The organism is Phyllobacterium sp. 1468 (assembly GCF_031455525.1).
GTDB lineage: Bacteria > Pseudomonadota > Alphaproteobacteria > Rhizobiales > Rhizobiaceae > Phyllobacterium.
In genome coordinates, this window is record NZ_JAVDSX010000001.1 from 311,159 (window position 1) to 326,781 (window position 15,623).

The following is a 15,623-nucleotide window of genomic DNA, read 5'->3' on the forward strand; positions in this document are numbered from 1 at the left end:
CTTACTCCTTGGCCGCGGCAGCGCGCTTTGCGGCGCGCACCACCAGATCATCGCGATGGATCATCGCTGAACGGGCATCATAACCGAGAATCGTGCCAATCTCATTGGTCTTGCGCCCCGCGATCTTTATGGCATCGGCAGCGTCGTAGGCAACAAGCCCGCGAGCCGCCTCACGGCCATCGGGTCCGAACACAGCGACCGTATCCCCCCGTGTGAACTGGCCAGCAACTTCGCGAACACCGGCAGCAAGCAATGACTTGCCGGATTTGAGCGCGGCAAGCGCGCCGTCGTCGATCACCAGCCGTCCGGATGGTTCGAGGTTGCCGGATATCCAGGTCTTCCAGGCATTGACGGGCGTCGAGCTGGCCTTGAACATTGTCGAGCGTCCGCCACGATCGATGGCAGCCAGCGGGTTGAGCCGTGTGCCGGAGGCGATGATCATGGCCGTTCCCGCCGCGTTGGCGATCTTACCCGCATCCAGCTTGGTTTTCATGCCGCCGCGCGAGTATTCCGATGCGGCTGCACCAGCCATCGCTTCGACATCGGGCGTAATCGCATCGATAACAGGTAGAAATTGCGCATGCGGATTCTGATGTGGCGGGGCAGTGTACAGCCCATCGATGTCTGAAAGCAGGACGAGGAGGTCCGCGCCCATCATGGTCGCAACACGTGCTGCAAGCCGGTCATTGTCGCCATAGCGGATTTCAGTAGTGGCAACCGTGTCGTTTTCGTTGATGACGGGAACTGCCTTCAATCGCAGCAAGGTGCCTACCGTTGCGCGCGCATTGAGATAGCGGCGGCGTTCCTCGGTATCGGCGAGAGTCAAGAGAATCTGTCCGGCACGCAGTTTGCGGTGGCTCAAAACCTCGGCATAAGCTTTGGCCAATTCGATCTGGCCGGCGGCAGCTGCAGCCTGGCTTTCTTCCAGCCGCAATGCCCCCTTTGGCAAACCCAGCACCGTCCGGCCAAGCGCGATCGCACCTGAAGATACAATCAACATCTCGACACCCGATGCGCTTAACGCAGCAACGTCGGTGCCAAGGCTCTCAAGCCAATCGCGCTTGAGGCCCGTGACACGATCAACAAGCAAAGCCGAGCCAATCTTGACAACGATCCGGCGATAAGACGCCAGTTTCGGTAGCGAATTCACCTGATCATCGTTATCCCGGAGTTGGACTGATTTCGCGGACATTCTACTACTACTACTCAATATTTGAAGCGGTTGTCGATCTCGGCAGGAGCTTCCGACTGACGCGATTCAAGAAGAATTGCAGACAATGCGCGCATCACCGGTTCAACGCCTTCGCGGCTGACGGACGATAATAGCATCGGCTCGCGGCCGGCCGCCTTCTTGAGCGCTGCAACCTTCTTCTTGCGGGCAGCTGCGTCAAGCGTGTCGATCTGGCTGAGCGCCACGATCTCCAGCTTGTCAGCGAGTCCCGCTCCATAGGCCTCGAGTTCCATCCGGACGGTTTTATAGGCTTCCGCGACATTCTCTTCCTGTGCCGAAACAAGGTGTAGAAGCACACGGGTCCGCTCGACATGCCCAAGGAAGCGGTCACCAATGCCCACCCCCTCATGCGCGCCCTCGATCAGCCCCGGAATATCAGCGATGACAAATTCTCTGGCGTCGATGCGTGCAACGCCGAGATTGGGGTGGAGCGTTGTAAACGGATAATCGGCAATCTTTGGTTTGGCGGCAGTGACGCTGGCAAGGAAGGTCGACTTCCCGGCATTGGGCTTGCCAAGAAGTCCAGCATCGGCGATCAACTTCAGCCGGAGCCAAAGGTTGCGCTCCTCGCCTTCGAGGCCGGGATTTGCGCGGCGCGGAGCCTGGTTGGTCGAGGTCTTGAAATGTGCATTGCCGAAACCGCCATTGCCGCCCTTGGCAAGACGATATCGCTGACCGACAACTGTGAAATCGCAGATAAGCGTTTCGTTGTCGTTTTCGAATATTTGCGTTCCGACCGGCACCTTCAGAATAACATCGGCACCTTTGCCGCCCGTCATATTGCGGCCCATGCCGTGCATGCCGGTTTTGGCCTTGAAATGCTGCTGGTAGCGATAGTCGATCAACGTGTTGAGACCATCGACCGCTTCCGCCCAGACGTCACCACCGCGTCCGCCATCGCCGCCGTCGGGACCGCCGAACTCGAGAAATTTCTCGCGCCGAAACGACACCGAACCGGCACCACCGTCGCCGGAACGGATATAGACTTTCGCCTGATCGAGGAATTTCATGAAAGTTCAGTCCTTTTGATGTTCCGAGGCATTACAGTAAAATCCTCGAAATGAAAACTGGTCGCCTCGATGTTGGAGACGACCAGCGTTGGTTATGAAGTCCAGCTGCGAAGACCGATCCACGTCCTCCGGTCGAGCATGTAACGTTCTACAGGAACATTCCCGGCAGTGATCGAATCCATCATACCGGTGTTTGTATACTGGAAACCGCTTTTATAGATCACCCGGCGTGACGCATTATTGGACACGCGGCAAGAAGCATAGAGTTTTTCGACTTGTGTTGCTCTGAACACCAGATCGACGAGCGCATGGGCGGCTTCCGTTGCGTAGCCCCTGCCCCAGTGGGGCTCGCCCAGCCAGTAGCCGATCTCCAACTCTTCCTTGCGGCAAGGCGTATGGTCATCCTTGCTGCGACGATAGTTGATACCACAGCAGCCAATGAACGTGCCCGATTGTGCCAATGTAATGGCGTAGACGCATTTGCCGATCTCGCCCGCATTGGCGCGGCGCACGAAATCCACCGCATGTTCCTTCGTATAGGGGTGTGGCATGCGAGAAAGCATTTCCGCTACGTGAAGGTTATCGGCGAGACGGGCAATTGCATCCACATCCTCGTTACGTGGCGCTCGCAGAACGAGACGTTCCGTAACGAGAACGGGACAGTCTATCAGATCCAACCGTTCTTCATCGTCTTCCAGTATTTCAGCAACCATTTGTCTATCCTCCAGACACGAAAGGGGAGATGGGTGGTTATCCCATCTCCCCTTTGATCTGTTGGCGGTTGCCATACACCGGGTCCGATGGGACGCCGGTGCTTCAAGCAGGACCGGCTATTCTGCTGCTTCGGCGATCGGGTTGACGATCGACACGTAGCTACGGCCGTTGGCTTTGGTGCGGAAGGAAACGGTGCCTGCTTCAAGTGCAAACAGGGTATGGTCCTTACCAAGGCCAACATTGACACCGGGGTGCCATTTGGTGCCGCGTTGACGAACGAGGATGTTGCCGGCAAGAACCTTCTCGCCACCAAACTTCTTCACGCCAAGGCGCTTCGATTCTGAATCACGACCGTTGCGTGACGAACCACCAGCTTTTTTATGTGCCATCGGATTGCTCCTCTAAATCTCTTTTTATTCGCCCTTAGCGGGCTTCTCAGCCTTGGCAGCAGCCTTCTTCGGCGCAGCTTTGGTCTTGGGGGCGGCTTTCGTCTCGATTGCATCCGCAGCAGCGGCTTCAGCCTTCGGAGCAGCTTCCTTCTTCGCCGGCTTTTCAGCGGCTTTCTTGGAAGGCTTCGCGCCATCGGTCAGGATTTCCGAGATACGGATCGTCGTCAATTCCTGACGATGACCGCGCGTACGCTTGGAATTCTGGCGACGACGCTTCTTGAAGGCGATGACCTTGCGTGCACGGCCCTGCTCTACGACTTCGGCTGTCACCAGCGCACCACCGACAACAGGAGCACCGATCGTTGCGTCAGCTCCGGCGCCAACCATCAGAACTTCAGCAAACTCAACGATATCACCGGCATTGCCGGCAACTTTCTCGACCTTCAACAGGTCATTGGCGGCAACGCGATACTGCTTACCACCGGTCTTGATGACTGCGAACATTTTTTCCCTTTCGGAGTCCGGTTCGGTTTAGTGCCGTTTATGGCAATAACCGTCTTTTTGTCAGTCGTGACAGATTGATCGAAAGGCACTCTTACGCATAAGAATAAAGGCACCCGAATTCAAAAACAAACGGCGCGGAGAATCCCCCACGCCAGTTGACGGGCGCTTATAGGATCAGGTTCGCCGCTGAGTCAAGAAATTTAACGCAAATTACTCTTGTATCTCGAAGCTTTGCCCGCTATCTAGCCGGTCGCACGCTCAAGCTGAGCCCATGGGGCATCGCGCATCAGCCGGGTTTTATATCCGGCAAATGGATCGGGGATATCAATTCCCCTACGCGGAGAGGTGGCTGAGTGGTTGAAAGCACCGCACTCGAAATGCGGCATGGGGGCAACTCCATCGGGGGTTCAAATCCCTCCCTCTCCGCCATCGCTTCCCACGAATTCGCTGTCCGCTCGCTGATTTCAGTGTAGAATAGTTTCATGAGTGAAGCTAAGTCTTTGTTTGCAATGCTCCGCCAATCGGCGCAGCCCCGCGTTGTCGATGCCATGGAACGGCTCGTTCACGAAGCGCCGGATCGCAAGCTGAGCCGTATCAATGCGCTGGCTTTCGCTGCCAGCGAACAACTTGACGAAGAGCAGACGATTAGCGCCTTCTTGCAGGCATCACGTCTCGGCCTGTTCGAAATGTCGTGGAATGTCCTTTGCCCCGGCTGCGGTGGCGTTCTGGATGCCAATACCTCGCTCAAGACCGTGCAAAGCGATGAATACACCTGCGCGCTCTGTGCTGCCGGCTACGAGCCGACGCTCGACGAAATGGTAGAAGTCACCTTCACCGTGACACCGCGTGTGCGCCATATCGAGGCTCACAATCCCCACCAACTTCCAGCCGTGGAATATTTCCGTCAGGTTTATTGGGGTTCGGGAGTCGATTTGCCGGACGACGATTTTGAGGAAAAAGTCGACGAGTTCATTATCGAGTCGCTTGAACTACCAGCCGGGGAAAAGGCGGTCATATCGCTGCATTTGCCACCATCCTTCATCATCGTCTTTGAACCGGTCACCCACGCCGCGCAATTTTTGGATGTGGCAGGGGAGCCGACCAAAGAGCGGCAGAGCATATCACTGGTATTTGACCGCGTGCACCGTCACAGCGAAACCATCACCTTGCGACCAGGCCCCTTACGGATATCAGTCGAGAATCATACGGACGTTCGCACGCTTCCGTCGGTGTGCCTGGCCAATGATGCCCTTCACACGATGCTCGGCCAACGCCGCCCGTTCCTTACCGCAAAATCTCTGCTTTCCAATCAGACATTCCGCGACATCTATCGTACCGATACCATCGACGTCGACCAGAAGCTGCGCATTACCAGTCTCACGTTTCTTTTCACAGATCTCCGCGGTTCGACCGAGCTTTACGAAAGAGTTGGCGATCTGGCTGCATTCGATCTTGTGAAGGCCCATTTCGGCGTACTCAACGAGATTGTCGGCGCAGAGGCAGGTGCTGTCGTCAAGACGATCGGCGACGCGGTAATGGCGACTTTTCCAACACCCGACCGGGCATTGGTAGCGGCGATGCGGATGCGTGATGCAATGCTGCGTCTCAACAAGGAACGTGGCAGCGAAGATCTGCTTCTGAAAATCGGTATTCACGAAGGGCCGTGCATAGCCGTCAGCCTCAACGAGCGGCAGGATTATTTCGGACAAACGGTCAACATTGCCTCGCGGGTCCAGCACCTCGCAACGTCACGCGAGATATTCGCTACCGGTTCGGTACTCAATGATCCGCGTGTTTCCCATGTCCTTACGGATCACGGTCTCAAGCCGATGTCGCAAACCGTTACTCTTCGCGGCATCACGGATCAGATCAGTATCTTTACAATTCCCTGAACCCAATGCTCATATCCGCTTGGCGTGGGGCGACGACATGGGGAAGATTTGACGCAATCCCTGGCAGTTCCCGCCTATTTCAATGCTTTCCGGCCATCGATTTTGGTTAGTCCCAATTGTTTAAGGACAGAACAGCCAAATAAGTGCCTAATACAGCCACAAGCCGCAAAGGCAAAGTGAGGGCATAAAAATGGGTTCAATATCGATCGCGTTGGTCGACGACCATCCGCTTTTGCTGGCTGGCGTCGTCCACCTCTTTGAAGTAAATGACGATTTTACGGTTGTCGCCAAGGGTGCGACTGCTGACGATGCTCTTCAAATAAACAAAAAGCTGCGTCCGGACGTTATGGTCCTGGACCTGTTCATGCCCGGCAACGTCTTTGATGTAATTACCGAGATCGTCACAAAATCGGGCGGCACAAAGGTGGTGGCTTTTACCGCCATGACCGCAAGCGATTATGCGGTGCGGGCCCTTAACGCTGGTGCCAGTGGTTATATCCTGAAGGGCAGCAGCGCCGAAGAACTCATTCAAGGGGTAAGGGCGGCCCATAATGGCGAAACCTACATCACTCCAAGTTTTGCCTGCAAGGTCGTCGAGGCCTTGAGAATTGCTTCCTTGCGACGGATGTCTGCGGGTCCCATCAAGTTGAGCATACGGGAGGAGCAGATCGTTCGTCTGTTGCTGCGAGGGTTTACTAATCGCGAAATTGCCGTTGGGCTGGGTATCGGAGAGAAGACCGTCAAAAATTACATGACAATTCTGATGCAGAAATTGCATGCCCGAAATCGGCTCGAAGTTCTCATTGCCGCCCAGAAGCTCGAGGTCGGCGGTCAACGAGAGCCGATGTCGCGCCACTAGAACCGTCTTAAGGCGAATTGCTTTCGAGAGAGACCGATACGATCAATTGCGTATCATTGCCGCTGCGCTGCTGGAATTGCACCGAGCCGCCGAAGGCTTCCACACGATTACGGATGCCTTGAAGTCCCAAAGGCCTTGTGCGTACCGAAGCTCCGTCTGCCCGCACCGGTCCCGGCCCAGCATCGCTGACGACAACAGTAATGGTTTTTTCGTCCGCCGAAGCCGTAACTTTTTGGCCCAATCCGGAAGCATGCCGGAACGCATTGTTGAGCCCTTCTTGAACAACACGGTAAAGGCAAATTTTCAACGGATAGGCAACGTTCTCTGGCAGGCCAACGTAGTTCGCGCTGACGACTGATCCGGTCGCATACTCGTGTCGTTCCACAGCAACACGAAGCGCCGCTTCGAGCGACATGTTCTCGATCTCTGGCAGAACGAGTCCCGTCGAGAGTTCGCGCAGCTCCGTAAGTACTTGGCTTGCCAGCCGCGAGGGATGCAGCTCCTGAGGCACGTTTTTCAGCAGATCTGACCCCTTCGTCGGGTCGGGAAAGCCGCCCCCAAGCCTGAGGATCAAAAGACTGAGCAGCTGAACCGGTCCGTCGTGCAGGTCAGAACCAATGCGATTGAGCAACGTCTCATTGGATTTGGTAGCGTCCATACGGGCGTGGTCAGCGGCCTTTCGAAGTTTTTTGTTCTGTTCAGCCAATGCCTGCGCATTGGCCAACTGGGACTTCAGCCTTACTCGCTGGCTTTCGATGACATTGCTCGCGCGCCTTACGATGAGAAAAAGCAGCCCCATGATTGCCAGCGTCGTCGCGCCGACAATGGCCCAGGTATGGCGCTGAACGCGGTTGCGCTGAACGATAAACTCTTCAGCGTCCTCGTAGAGTTCTCCAACAGCGATTACATCGTGTGAGCCCGGGCGATAGATGGGCGCGTAGATCTCAATCAAAGATTGATTGTCACCCAGCGTAATATCTCCTTCGTCGTTATGTCCAACTTCCAACTGCGAGACGACTGCCCCAGCGAACGCCTTGTCGATGTCGGTCGATGGCAACCGCTTTCCCATCAGGGATTTGTCTGTGCTGTAGATGACTGAACCGTCCTTGCCCCATATCCGGAATCCTTCGACGCGCGTGGAGAGTTCAGTCCCGATCAAAAGTTCGTCGAGTTCCTTCTGCCGGTCGGCGGCAACCCTCGGCCCATCTTCCGTCTCCTCCACATGGCGGGCCAGAAATCCCTCAACATAGAGTGCTCCGGCTTCAACACGGCTCCGAAGTTGGTTTGCGGCAATCTGTGAGCTCAGCCATTCACCCAATATTGCCATTGATCCACAGACGATGAGTGCCGCCACAATAAGGAATTGTGCTGTTAAACCCAGGCTGTGCCAATATCGGACCAGAGTGTTGGATTTCGAAGGAATACCTTCATCCTTTGGGCCATAGGTCACATTTTGGCCCGGGCCCAAAGTCCCACCTTTCCGCCGACGAAAGTCTGTGTATTTGACTGGACCTTCCGAACTATCAAGTTCGCCTCCCCCTCTACATTATCCGACCATCGAAACTCGTGTCGAAGTTATTTTGAACCAGTTTGTCCCTTTGTTTCGGGAGCGGTCAAGAGAAACCAAGTTACGGAACAAAGTAAATTGCGTCTGAAACCACAGACGTAACCAGAACCGACTGCCGCAGACGGCGATTCTCGTGGGGTCCAAAGGGAGGCTAAAATGGTAACCTATATTCGTTCTGATCTCGACTTCATCCTGGCGCAAATCAAAATTGCCGAGGCTCATGCCGGGGGACAACCGCTTTATGGACCAGGTGGTCTGATTCCCACTTATAATCTGGCTTGGGGCCTGCGCACAGTCGACGGCAGCTACAACCATCTCTTGCCCGGCCAGGAACAGTGGGGCGCCGCTGACCAGGAGTTCCTGGAGCTGCTCGACCCGCAATACAGAACCACGACCGCCATGATCGACTTTGATGGTCCCGGACCTCTCGCCGCGGTACCCGTCCCGATTCCCTATACCCCCGGCAACGACGTGGATGGCCCAGGAACCAATGCGGGGCCGGGTGACGTCATCGACCCTGAGGTTCGCACGATCTCCAACCTGATCGTCGACCAGACGCTCGGCAATCCTGCGGCAATCCTGACGGCGCTTCAGCGTGCCGGCAACAACGACCCAGGCATGGTGATCACCGCGACGATTTCGGCTGCTTATGCTCCCCTCAAGGACGAATTCAGGGCGGTGGCCGACGCCCAGCGCGTTGAAGCCGCCGCCGCAGCTGCTGCCGCCGCTAACCCCGGCAATGCTGGACTGCAGACGGCGGCCGCCGATGCGGCCGCAGCGCTCGCCGCCGCACAGACCGCCCTCGATACTGCAGCTGGCGGGGTCGGTGGGCTTTATGAACTGCTCGCAGCCAATGGCATCGAACTGGACGGCGCCAATGTCCACCTACCCAACATTGCGCCGGACGAGGGCCTATCGGCTCCGTTCAACTCTTGGTTCACACTGTTTGGCCAGTTCTTCGATCATGGCCTCGACCTCGTCAACAAGGGCGGCAACGGCGCGGTGATGATTCCGTTGCAACCGGATGACCCGCTGTATGTTGAAGGTAGTACGACCAACTTCATGGTGCTGACGCGCGCCACGACCTCACCCGGCGCTGACGGTGTGCTTGGCAACAACCCCGCAACGCCGCAGGACGAGAGCCTCGACGATGGACGTCCCGTCAATACGACGACTTCCTATGTCGACCAGAACCAGACCTATACGTCGCATCCCTCACATCAGGTGTTCATCCGGCAGTACGTATCCACACCGGATGGTCCGGCGGCAACCGGCAAGCTCATCGAAGGTGGGAATGGCGGCATGGCAACATGGGCCGAACTAAAGGCGCAGGCAGCAAACATCCTCGGCATTCAACTGACGGATCAGGACGTTACCGCCGTACCGCTCCTTCGAACCGACCCCTACGGCAACTTTATCCCCGGTCCCAATGGCTACCCGCAGTTGATCATCGGTATCGGCGGCGACGGCATTCCCAACACTGGAGACGATTTGGTGATCGAGGGCAATCCTGCCGATCCGGTCGATCCCCATAACGTCTTTGGCACTGCCGATCCTGTTGTGCCTGTGCGTTCAGTCTTCACGAACCACGCCTTTCTCGCCGACATTGCGCACGGCGCAGCACCGGAAGGTCTAGCCGATGGCGATACCGAAATCGGCGGCAACATTCCTGTAGACGGGGTGTATGACAACGAACTGCTGGACGCACACTTCATCGCCGGTGATGGTCGCGTAAATGAGAACATCGGTCTGACTGCCGTCCACCATGTCTTCCATGCCGAACACAACCGGCTGGTCGAACATACAAAGGAAGTCACCCTTGCCGACGCCCAGGCCATCCTCGATGGTGGCGGGTCCGAGGCCGAGGCCGTTGCTTTCCTCAACGAATGGCTTGCAGTCGATGTAACGAGTGTTCCGGCAAACCCAACTGGTCTGGTTTGGGATGGCGAACGCCTGTTCCAAGCTGCCAAGTTCGGCACCGAAATGCAGTACCAGCACCTCGTGTTCGAAGAATTCGCCCGCAAGATCCAGCCCAATATCAACGTCTTCCTGGTTCCGGACGGCTTCGACACAACGCTCAATCCATCGATCGTGGCCGAATTCGCCCACGTGGTCTACCGCTTCGGCCACTCGATGCTGACCGAGTCTATCGACCAGTTCGACCCGACCTTCACGCCCGCTCACATCAGCTTGATCCAGGGCTTCCTCAACCCGACGGCGTTTAACGGTCCGGGGGGGACAATTGACGACGAGGTCGCTGCCGGCTCGATCATCCGCGGGATGACCCGCCAGGTCGGCAACCAAATCGACGAGTTCGTCACCAGCGCGTTGCGCAACAACCTGCTCGGTTTGCCGCTCGACCTCGCGACCATCAACCTAGCACGCGGGCGTGATACCGGCGTACCGTCGCTGAATGCCGCTCGCGCGGAATTCTACGAGGCGAGCAACCAGAATGTCTTGCTCAAGCCCTACGAGAGTTGGGTCGATTTTGCCGGCCATCTCAAGAACGAAGCCTCGATCATCAACTTCATCGCCTCCTACGGCACGCATACGCTGATTACAACTGCGGACACGCTTCAGGAGAAGCGAGACGCAGCGCTGACCATCATCACCGGCGTGTCAGTCGGCGGCATGGCGGTCCCTGCTGATTCACTCGACTTCCTAAACGCCACAGGCGCCTATGCCGGTGGCTCGCTCGGCGGCCTCAACAATGTCGATCTCTGGATCGGCGGCCTGGCCGAAGAGACCATGCCGTTCGGCGGCATGCTTGGCTCGACCTTCAACTTCGTCTTCGAAGTGCAGATGGAGAACCTGCAGAGCGGTGACCGCTTCTACTACCTTCAGCGGCTCGACGGTCTGCATCTGTTCGGCGAGATGGAGAACAACTCCTTCGCCGCCATGATCATGCGCAATACAGACGCCACCCATCTGCCTTCGGACGTGTTCTCGACTCCAGGCCTCATTCTTGAAGTCAACCAGGCCAGGCAGTTCAACGATCTGAATGGCGACGGAACGCTCGAGAGCACCGATCCGATTGGTGGAGGCATCCTCACCCCTCTCGTCGTCCGCAACAATCCCGGCACCGTCGGACCTGACACCAACTACCTGCGCTACACAGGCGACGACCACGTGGTGCTCGGCGGTACTGAAGCGGCCGACATCATGATTGCGGGCATTGGCGACGACACGTTGTTCGGCGATGGCGGCAATGACAACATGGAAGGTGGCTTCGGCAACGACATCATCAATGGTGGCGATGGCGATGACATCATCAAGGACTCCGGCGGTGACGATAACATCAAGGCCGGCAAGGGCAATGACGTGGTCCATGCCGGACCGGGTCTCGACTTGGTGATGGGCAATGACGGCCAGGACTTCATTTTCCTCGGCACCGATGCAGGCTCGGAAGTCTTCGCTGGTACGGGTAACGACTTTATCTACGGTAACAAGAATGCCGAACGCATTCTCGGTAACGAGGGTGATGACTGGATCGAAACCGGCACGTTCGATGGTGCTCCCGGCGACAACTTCGACGAGATCTTCGCCCATGACGGTATTGATGGGAACGACGTGTTCCTCGGCGATGGCGGCTTTGACGAGTATATCGGTGAAGGCGGCGACGATATCATGGTCGGCAGCGCCGGCCGCGGCAAGATGGTGGGCATGTCCGGTTTCGACTGGGCGACCTACAAGGACAATCTGACCGGCGTGAACGCCGACTTGTCCATCCCGATCATTTTCGACGAGGCCCCGACACTGCCGCAGAACGCGGCGCTGGACGAGTATGAGTCGATGGAAGGGCTTTCCGGCACAAGGTTCAACGACGTATTAAAGGGCACCAACGATGTGGCAGCAGATCGTGCACCGCTGCTTGAGGGCGGGACGACGGGCTATCGCGGCAGCGTGCTGGATGCACAGGGCATCGCCCTCATCCAGGGCCTGCAGGCTGTTCTGGGCGCCGGCGTCACCACCTTTGATCGCGGCGACATCATCCTCGGGGGCGACGGCAGTGATGCTATCACCGGCAATGCCGGCGATGATATCATCGACGGCGACAAATACCTCGACGTTCAGATCGCCGTCTACGCCGCTGGTGATACCGAGCACACGGGTACGCCAATCGCCGTACACAAATCAATGACGACGCTCGCAGCCAGCATGTTCAACGGCTCGATCAATCCGGGCCAGCTGGGTATCCTTCGAACGATCAAAAACAGCAATGACGATGTCGACAGCGACGGCATTGCCGATGTCGATCGGGCGATCTTCTCTGGCGCACGAGACGAATATGATATCGACTTCAACACCGATGGGACCATCACCGTTGCCCATACCGGCGGTCTTGCTACCGACGGCACAGACACCATCCGCAATGTCGAGATTCTGGATTTCACCGATCAGGACATTTCGCTGGTGGCACCGACGCTCGATCTCAACGGCGACGTTACGAACACCACTACTCTAACCCTTCCTCAAGCCTATCGCGACACGTTCGATACCGCTTCGCATAGCAACAGCGATGGAACTCTGGCCTGGGCGGCGACGCCTTGGGTCGAGACTAACGATACCACAACCGGCAATGTGGTCACCGGCGGGCAGATCCAGCTCGACAATGGAACCAACGAGTTGCGCTTCACGGCCGGTGATGGGGCGCAGATAACGCGCACCGTCAATCTCAGCGGCGTGACGAGTGCCACGCTTTCGTTCAGCTACGATCGAAACAACGGGACCAGCAGCATCGATGCAGGCGAGTCTGTTGTGGTTCAGTACTCGCAGTCGGGATCGTTCGCGCCTGGAAATTTCACCGTCCTGACGACGATCAACGAAAACTCAGGAGGAGGTGACGGCGCAGATACGTTCAGTGTCGCTCTGAACCTTACCGGTGCTGGCCCGAACTCGGCGATCCGGTTCGTCTCCAGTGCGATCAGCGCCGGCGAATACGTGCTGATCAACAACTTCAACATCGCAACGACGACCACGACCACGACCGTCACTCCTGGTACCCCAGGCAACAACCATGTGACGAACTACGCGGAAAATGGCGCCCCAGTCGCAATTGCCGTCGGTGCACGGATCACTGATGACGGCCCGACTATGGCCTCGGCCCGTGTCGTTCTCACCAATGCCAGTGCAGGCGATCTGCTGACGGTGCTTGGTGGGCTGCCGGGCGGCATCACATCGGCGGTCGACACCAGCGTTGCTGGTCAGATCACCTTGACCTTGACTGGCAGCGCCTCCCTCGCCAACTATCAGACTGCGATCGGACAGGTCCGCTACTCCAACAACTCGGAGAACCCGGCCGCTGGCGCCAGAACTCTTCAGGTTACTGTCAATGACGGCCTGCTCGACAGCGCGGTTGCCACGACAACGGTGAATGTGACTGCCACGAACGATGCCCCTGTCGCCAATAACGACACGGTCATCACCAATGCGGCCGCGAACACCTCCTTCAGCATCTCCCACGCAGCTCTGCTGGCCAACGATACGGACCCGGAGGGGTCACCGATCACCATCACAGCGGTGGGCGGTGCCACCGGACTTGCAACGGGACCGACACTGGGAGCAGGGATAATCACCCTCTCCGACAATGCGACTGCCGGTGGCTCCTTCACCTATACTGGCAGCGATGGCACGCTGACCGACCCGGCAACAGTGACTGTCACCCGCGTCACGACTGCCAATATCACCGGCACAGGGGCCAACGACATCATCGTCGGCAACACCGCCATCAATGCGATCGCGGGCGGCGGTGGCAATGACAACATCGATGCCGGCGACGGCAATGACACGGTCACCGGGGGTACAGGCAACGATATCATCGTGGCCGGAACGGGCAACGACACCATCATCTGGAATACTAATGCCACCGGTGACACCGACGGCTTCGACATCATCGATGGTGGGGCCGGCGCTGCCGACACCTTCAACCTGAACGGGCGGAACGGTTTGGCCGAGACATTCCGGATCTACACGAGGGCGGAAGCAATCCTGGCCGGTATCGCGGTGTCCGGGGCCAACACTGAGATCGTTATTACCCGCACGGTCGGGCTAACGACGACCATCATTGCCGAACTCGACAATATCGAAGAGATCACCGTCAATACACTCAATACCACCGCCAACAATGGCAACAATCCAAACCAGCCCGATGGCGGCACAAACAATGGTGACACGATCCAGATCGTCGGCGACTTCACCAGCACGAGCCTGAATTTCAATACCATCACTATCGATGGCAATGCCGGAGACGATACCATCGATATCTCGTCGCTGGACTCCGCGCACCGGATCGTCTTCAGGTCCAACGGTGGTAACGACACGATTGTCGGCAACCTCCGTCCCCAGGATGTGATCGAACTGCCAAACGGAGCGACCATCGCAGACTATGAAGCAACGATAGAAGATGGCGTCACAACGCTGACCAATGGTCAACAAACGATCAAGTTCACTGCACCCGACGGAATGCCCCAGATTGGTGGGGAACCGGTAGACGACGATGACGATGTTCCTGCTCCAGGTTCGAACTCGCCAGGGGCTCCGGTTGTGGGTACAGCCAATGCAGACGTACTGCTTGGCACTGTCAACGGCGAGACGATTATCGCGCTCGGCGGCAGTGACACGGTAATGGGTGGCGCTGGAGCCGATGTCATCCGCGGTGATGAAGGCGACGACTTCATCAGTGCGCAAGACGGTGATGACATGGCTTTCGGCGGTGCTGGCAACGATGATGTTCTCGGCGGGGCCGGCAACGATATGCTCTACGGCGATGCCGGATCAGACCGCATCTTCGGCGATGCTGGAAACGATCTGATCAATAGCGGTTCCGGCAACGACACCGCACATGGTGGAGATGGCAATGACATGTTCGTCGCTGAAGCCAGCGACGGGAATGACAACTACTACGGCGATGCCGGCGGCGATACGCTCGACATGGCTGCCATCACGGCCAACCTCACAGTCGACCTCGGAACGGGCTTTGCGGGCCGGGGCAGTGCATCGAGCAGTCAATCGGGCAACGACACACTGTGGAATGTCGAGAATGTCGTGACCGGTTCCGGCAACGATACGATCACTGCAAGCAGCGCTGTCAATGTCATCGACGGTGGTGCAGGCAATGACACCTTCCGCTTCCTCTCCGCAGGAGATGCGGACGGAGATACGATCGCGGGCTTCCAGCCCGGAGACAAGATCGATCTAAGCAGTATCGATGCCAATGGCGGCGCAGGCGGTAACCAGTCCTTCACGCTAGTTGCAGGCTCGACCTTAAGCGGCGCCGCACAACTGGTTGTCACGCATGAAACCCGCGAGGACGGCGAATATACGATCGTCCAGGGCAGCGTCGATGGCGACAGCGGGGCAGAGTTGCGCCTGAGCATCAAGGGCAACCACGACCTGACCAACTCGGACTTCCATCTGTAGTCCGATAACTGACGGCGAGCCGCAATAACCGGCTCGCC

9 protein-coding genes and 1 tRNA gene are annotated in these 15,623 nt (G+C 57.5%); 4 read left to right on the forward strand and 6 right to left on the reverse strand.

The annotated features are described in order from the left end of the window. Position 1: 1 nt before the first annotated feature. The 5 genes from proB to rplU form a co-directional block, all read right to left on the reverse strand. A complete protein-coding gene (gene proB, locus J2X72_RS01570; protein WP_310067689.1) occupies positions 2–1,192 on the reverse strand; it encodes a glutamate 5-kinase in 1,191 nt (396 codons plus the stop codon). A 14-nt stretch (positions 1,193–1,206) separates the two neighbouring features. Next, positions 1,207–2,241, reverse strand: coding sequence for a GTPase ObgE (gene obgE, locus J2X72_RS01575; RefSeq protein ID WP_310067692.1), 1,035 nt, complete (start codon positions 2,239–2,241; stop codon positions 1,207–1,209). Positions 2,242–2,333: 92 nt separating this feature from the next. Continuing rightward, positions 2,334–2,954: a GNAT family protein gene (locus J2X72_RS01580; RefSeq protein WP_310067696.1), complete on the reverse strand. Its 621-nt coding sequence runs from the start codon at positions 2,952–2,954 to the stop codon at positions 2,334–2,336. Positions 2,955–3,071: 117 nt separating this feature from the next. Continuing rightward, positions 3,072–3,344, reverse strand: a complete 273-nt coding sequence (gene rpmA, locus J2X72_RS01585; protein ID WP_112531041.1) for a 50S ribosomal protein L27 — start codon at positions 3,342–3,344, stop codon at positions 3,072–3,074. Positions 3,345–3,368: 24 nt separating this feature from the next. Then, positions 3,369–3,848, reverse strand: coding sequence for a 50S ribosomal protein L21 (rplU, locus tag J2X72_RS01590; RefSeq protein WP_209999111.1), 480 nt, complete (start codon positions 3,846–3,848; stop codon positions 3,369–3,371). Between the two features lie 339 nt (positions 3,849–4,187). Here rplU and J2X72_RS01595 point away from each other — a divergent pair. From J2X72_RS01595 to J2X72_RS01605, 3 genes are all read left to right on the forward strand, one after another. Next, a tRNA-Ser gene (locus tag J2X72_RS01595) sits at positions 4,188–4,277 on the forward strand. Between the two features lie 53 nt (positions 4,278–4,330). Then, entirely contained in the window at positions 4,331–5,740 is a 1,410-nt protein-coding gene (locus tag J2X72_RS01600; RefSeq protein ID WP_310067701.1) for an adenylate/guanylate cyclase domain-containing protein, read from the forward strand. A 190-nt stretch (positions 5,741–5,930) separates the two neighbouring features. Next, positions 5,931–6,599 carry a response regulator transcription factor gene (locus J2X72_RS01605; RefSeq protein WP_310067704.1) on the forward strand — a complete coding sequence of 223 codons (669 nt, stop codon included), beginning with the start codon at positions 5,931–5,933 and terminating at the stop codon, positions 6,597–6,599. A 7-nt stretch (positions 6,600–6,606) separates the two neighbouring features. Here J2X72_RS01605 and J2X72_RS01610 read toward each other — a convergent pair whose 3' ends face one another. After that, on the reverse strand, positions 6,607–7,926 hold the full coding sequence (locus tag J2X72_RS01610) for an ATP-binding protein (RefSeq protein ID WP_310067706.1): 1,320 nt from the start codon (positions 7,924–7,926) through the stop codon (positions 6,607–6,609). 396 nt (positions 7,927–8,322) lie between these two features. Here J2X72_RS01610 and J2X72_RS01615 point away from each other — a divergent pair, with 396 nt between their 5' ends. Then, a complete protein-coding gene (locus tag J2X72_RS01615; protein ID WP_310067709.1) occupies positions 8,323–15,585 on the forward strand; it encodes a peroxidase family protein in 7,263 nt (2,420 codons plus the stop codon). Positions 15,586–15,623 lie beyond the last annotated feature (38 nt).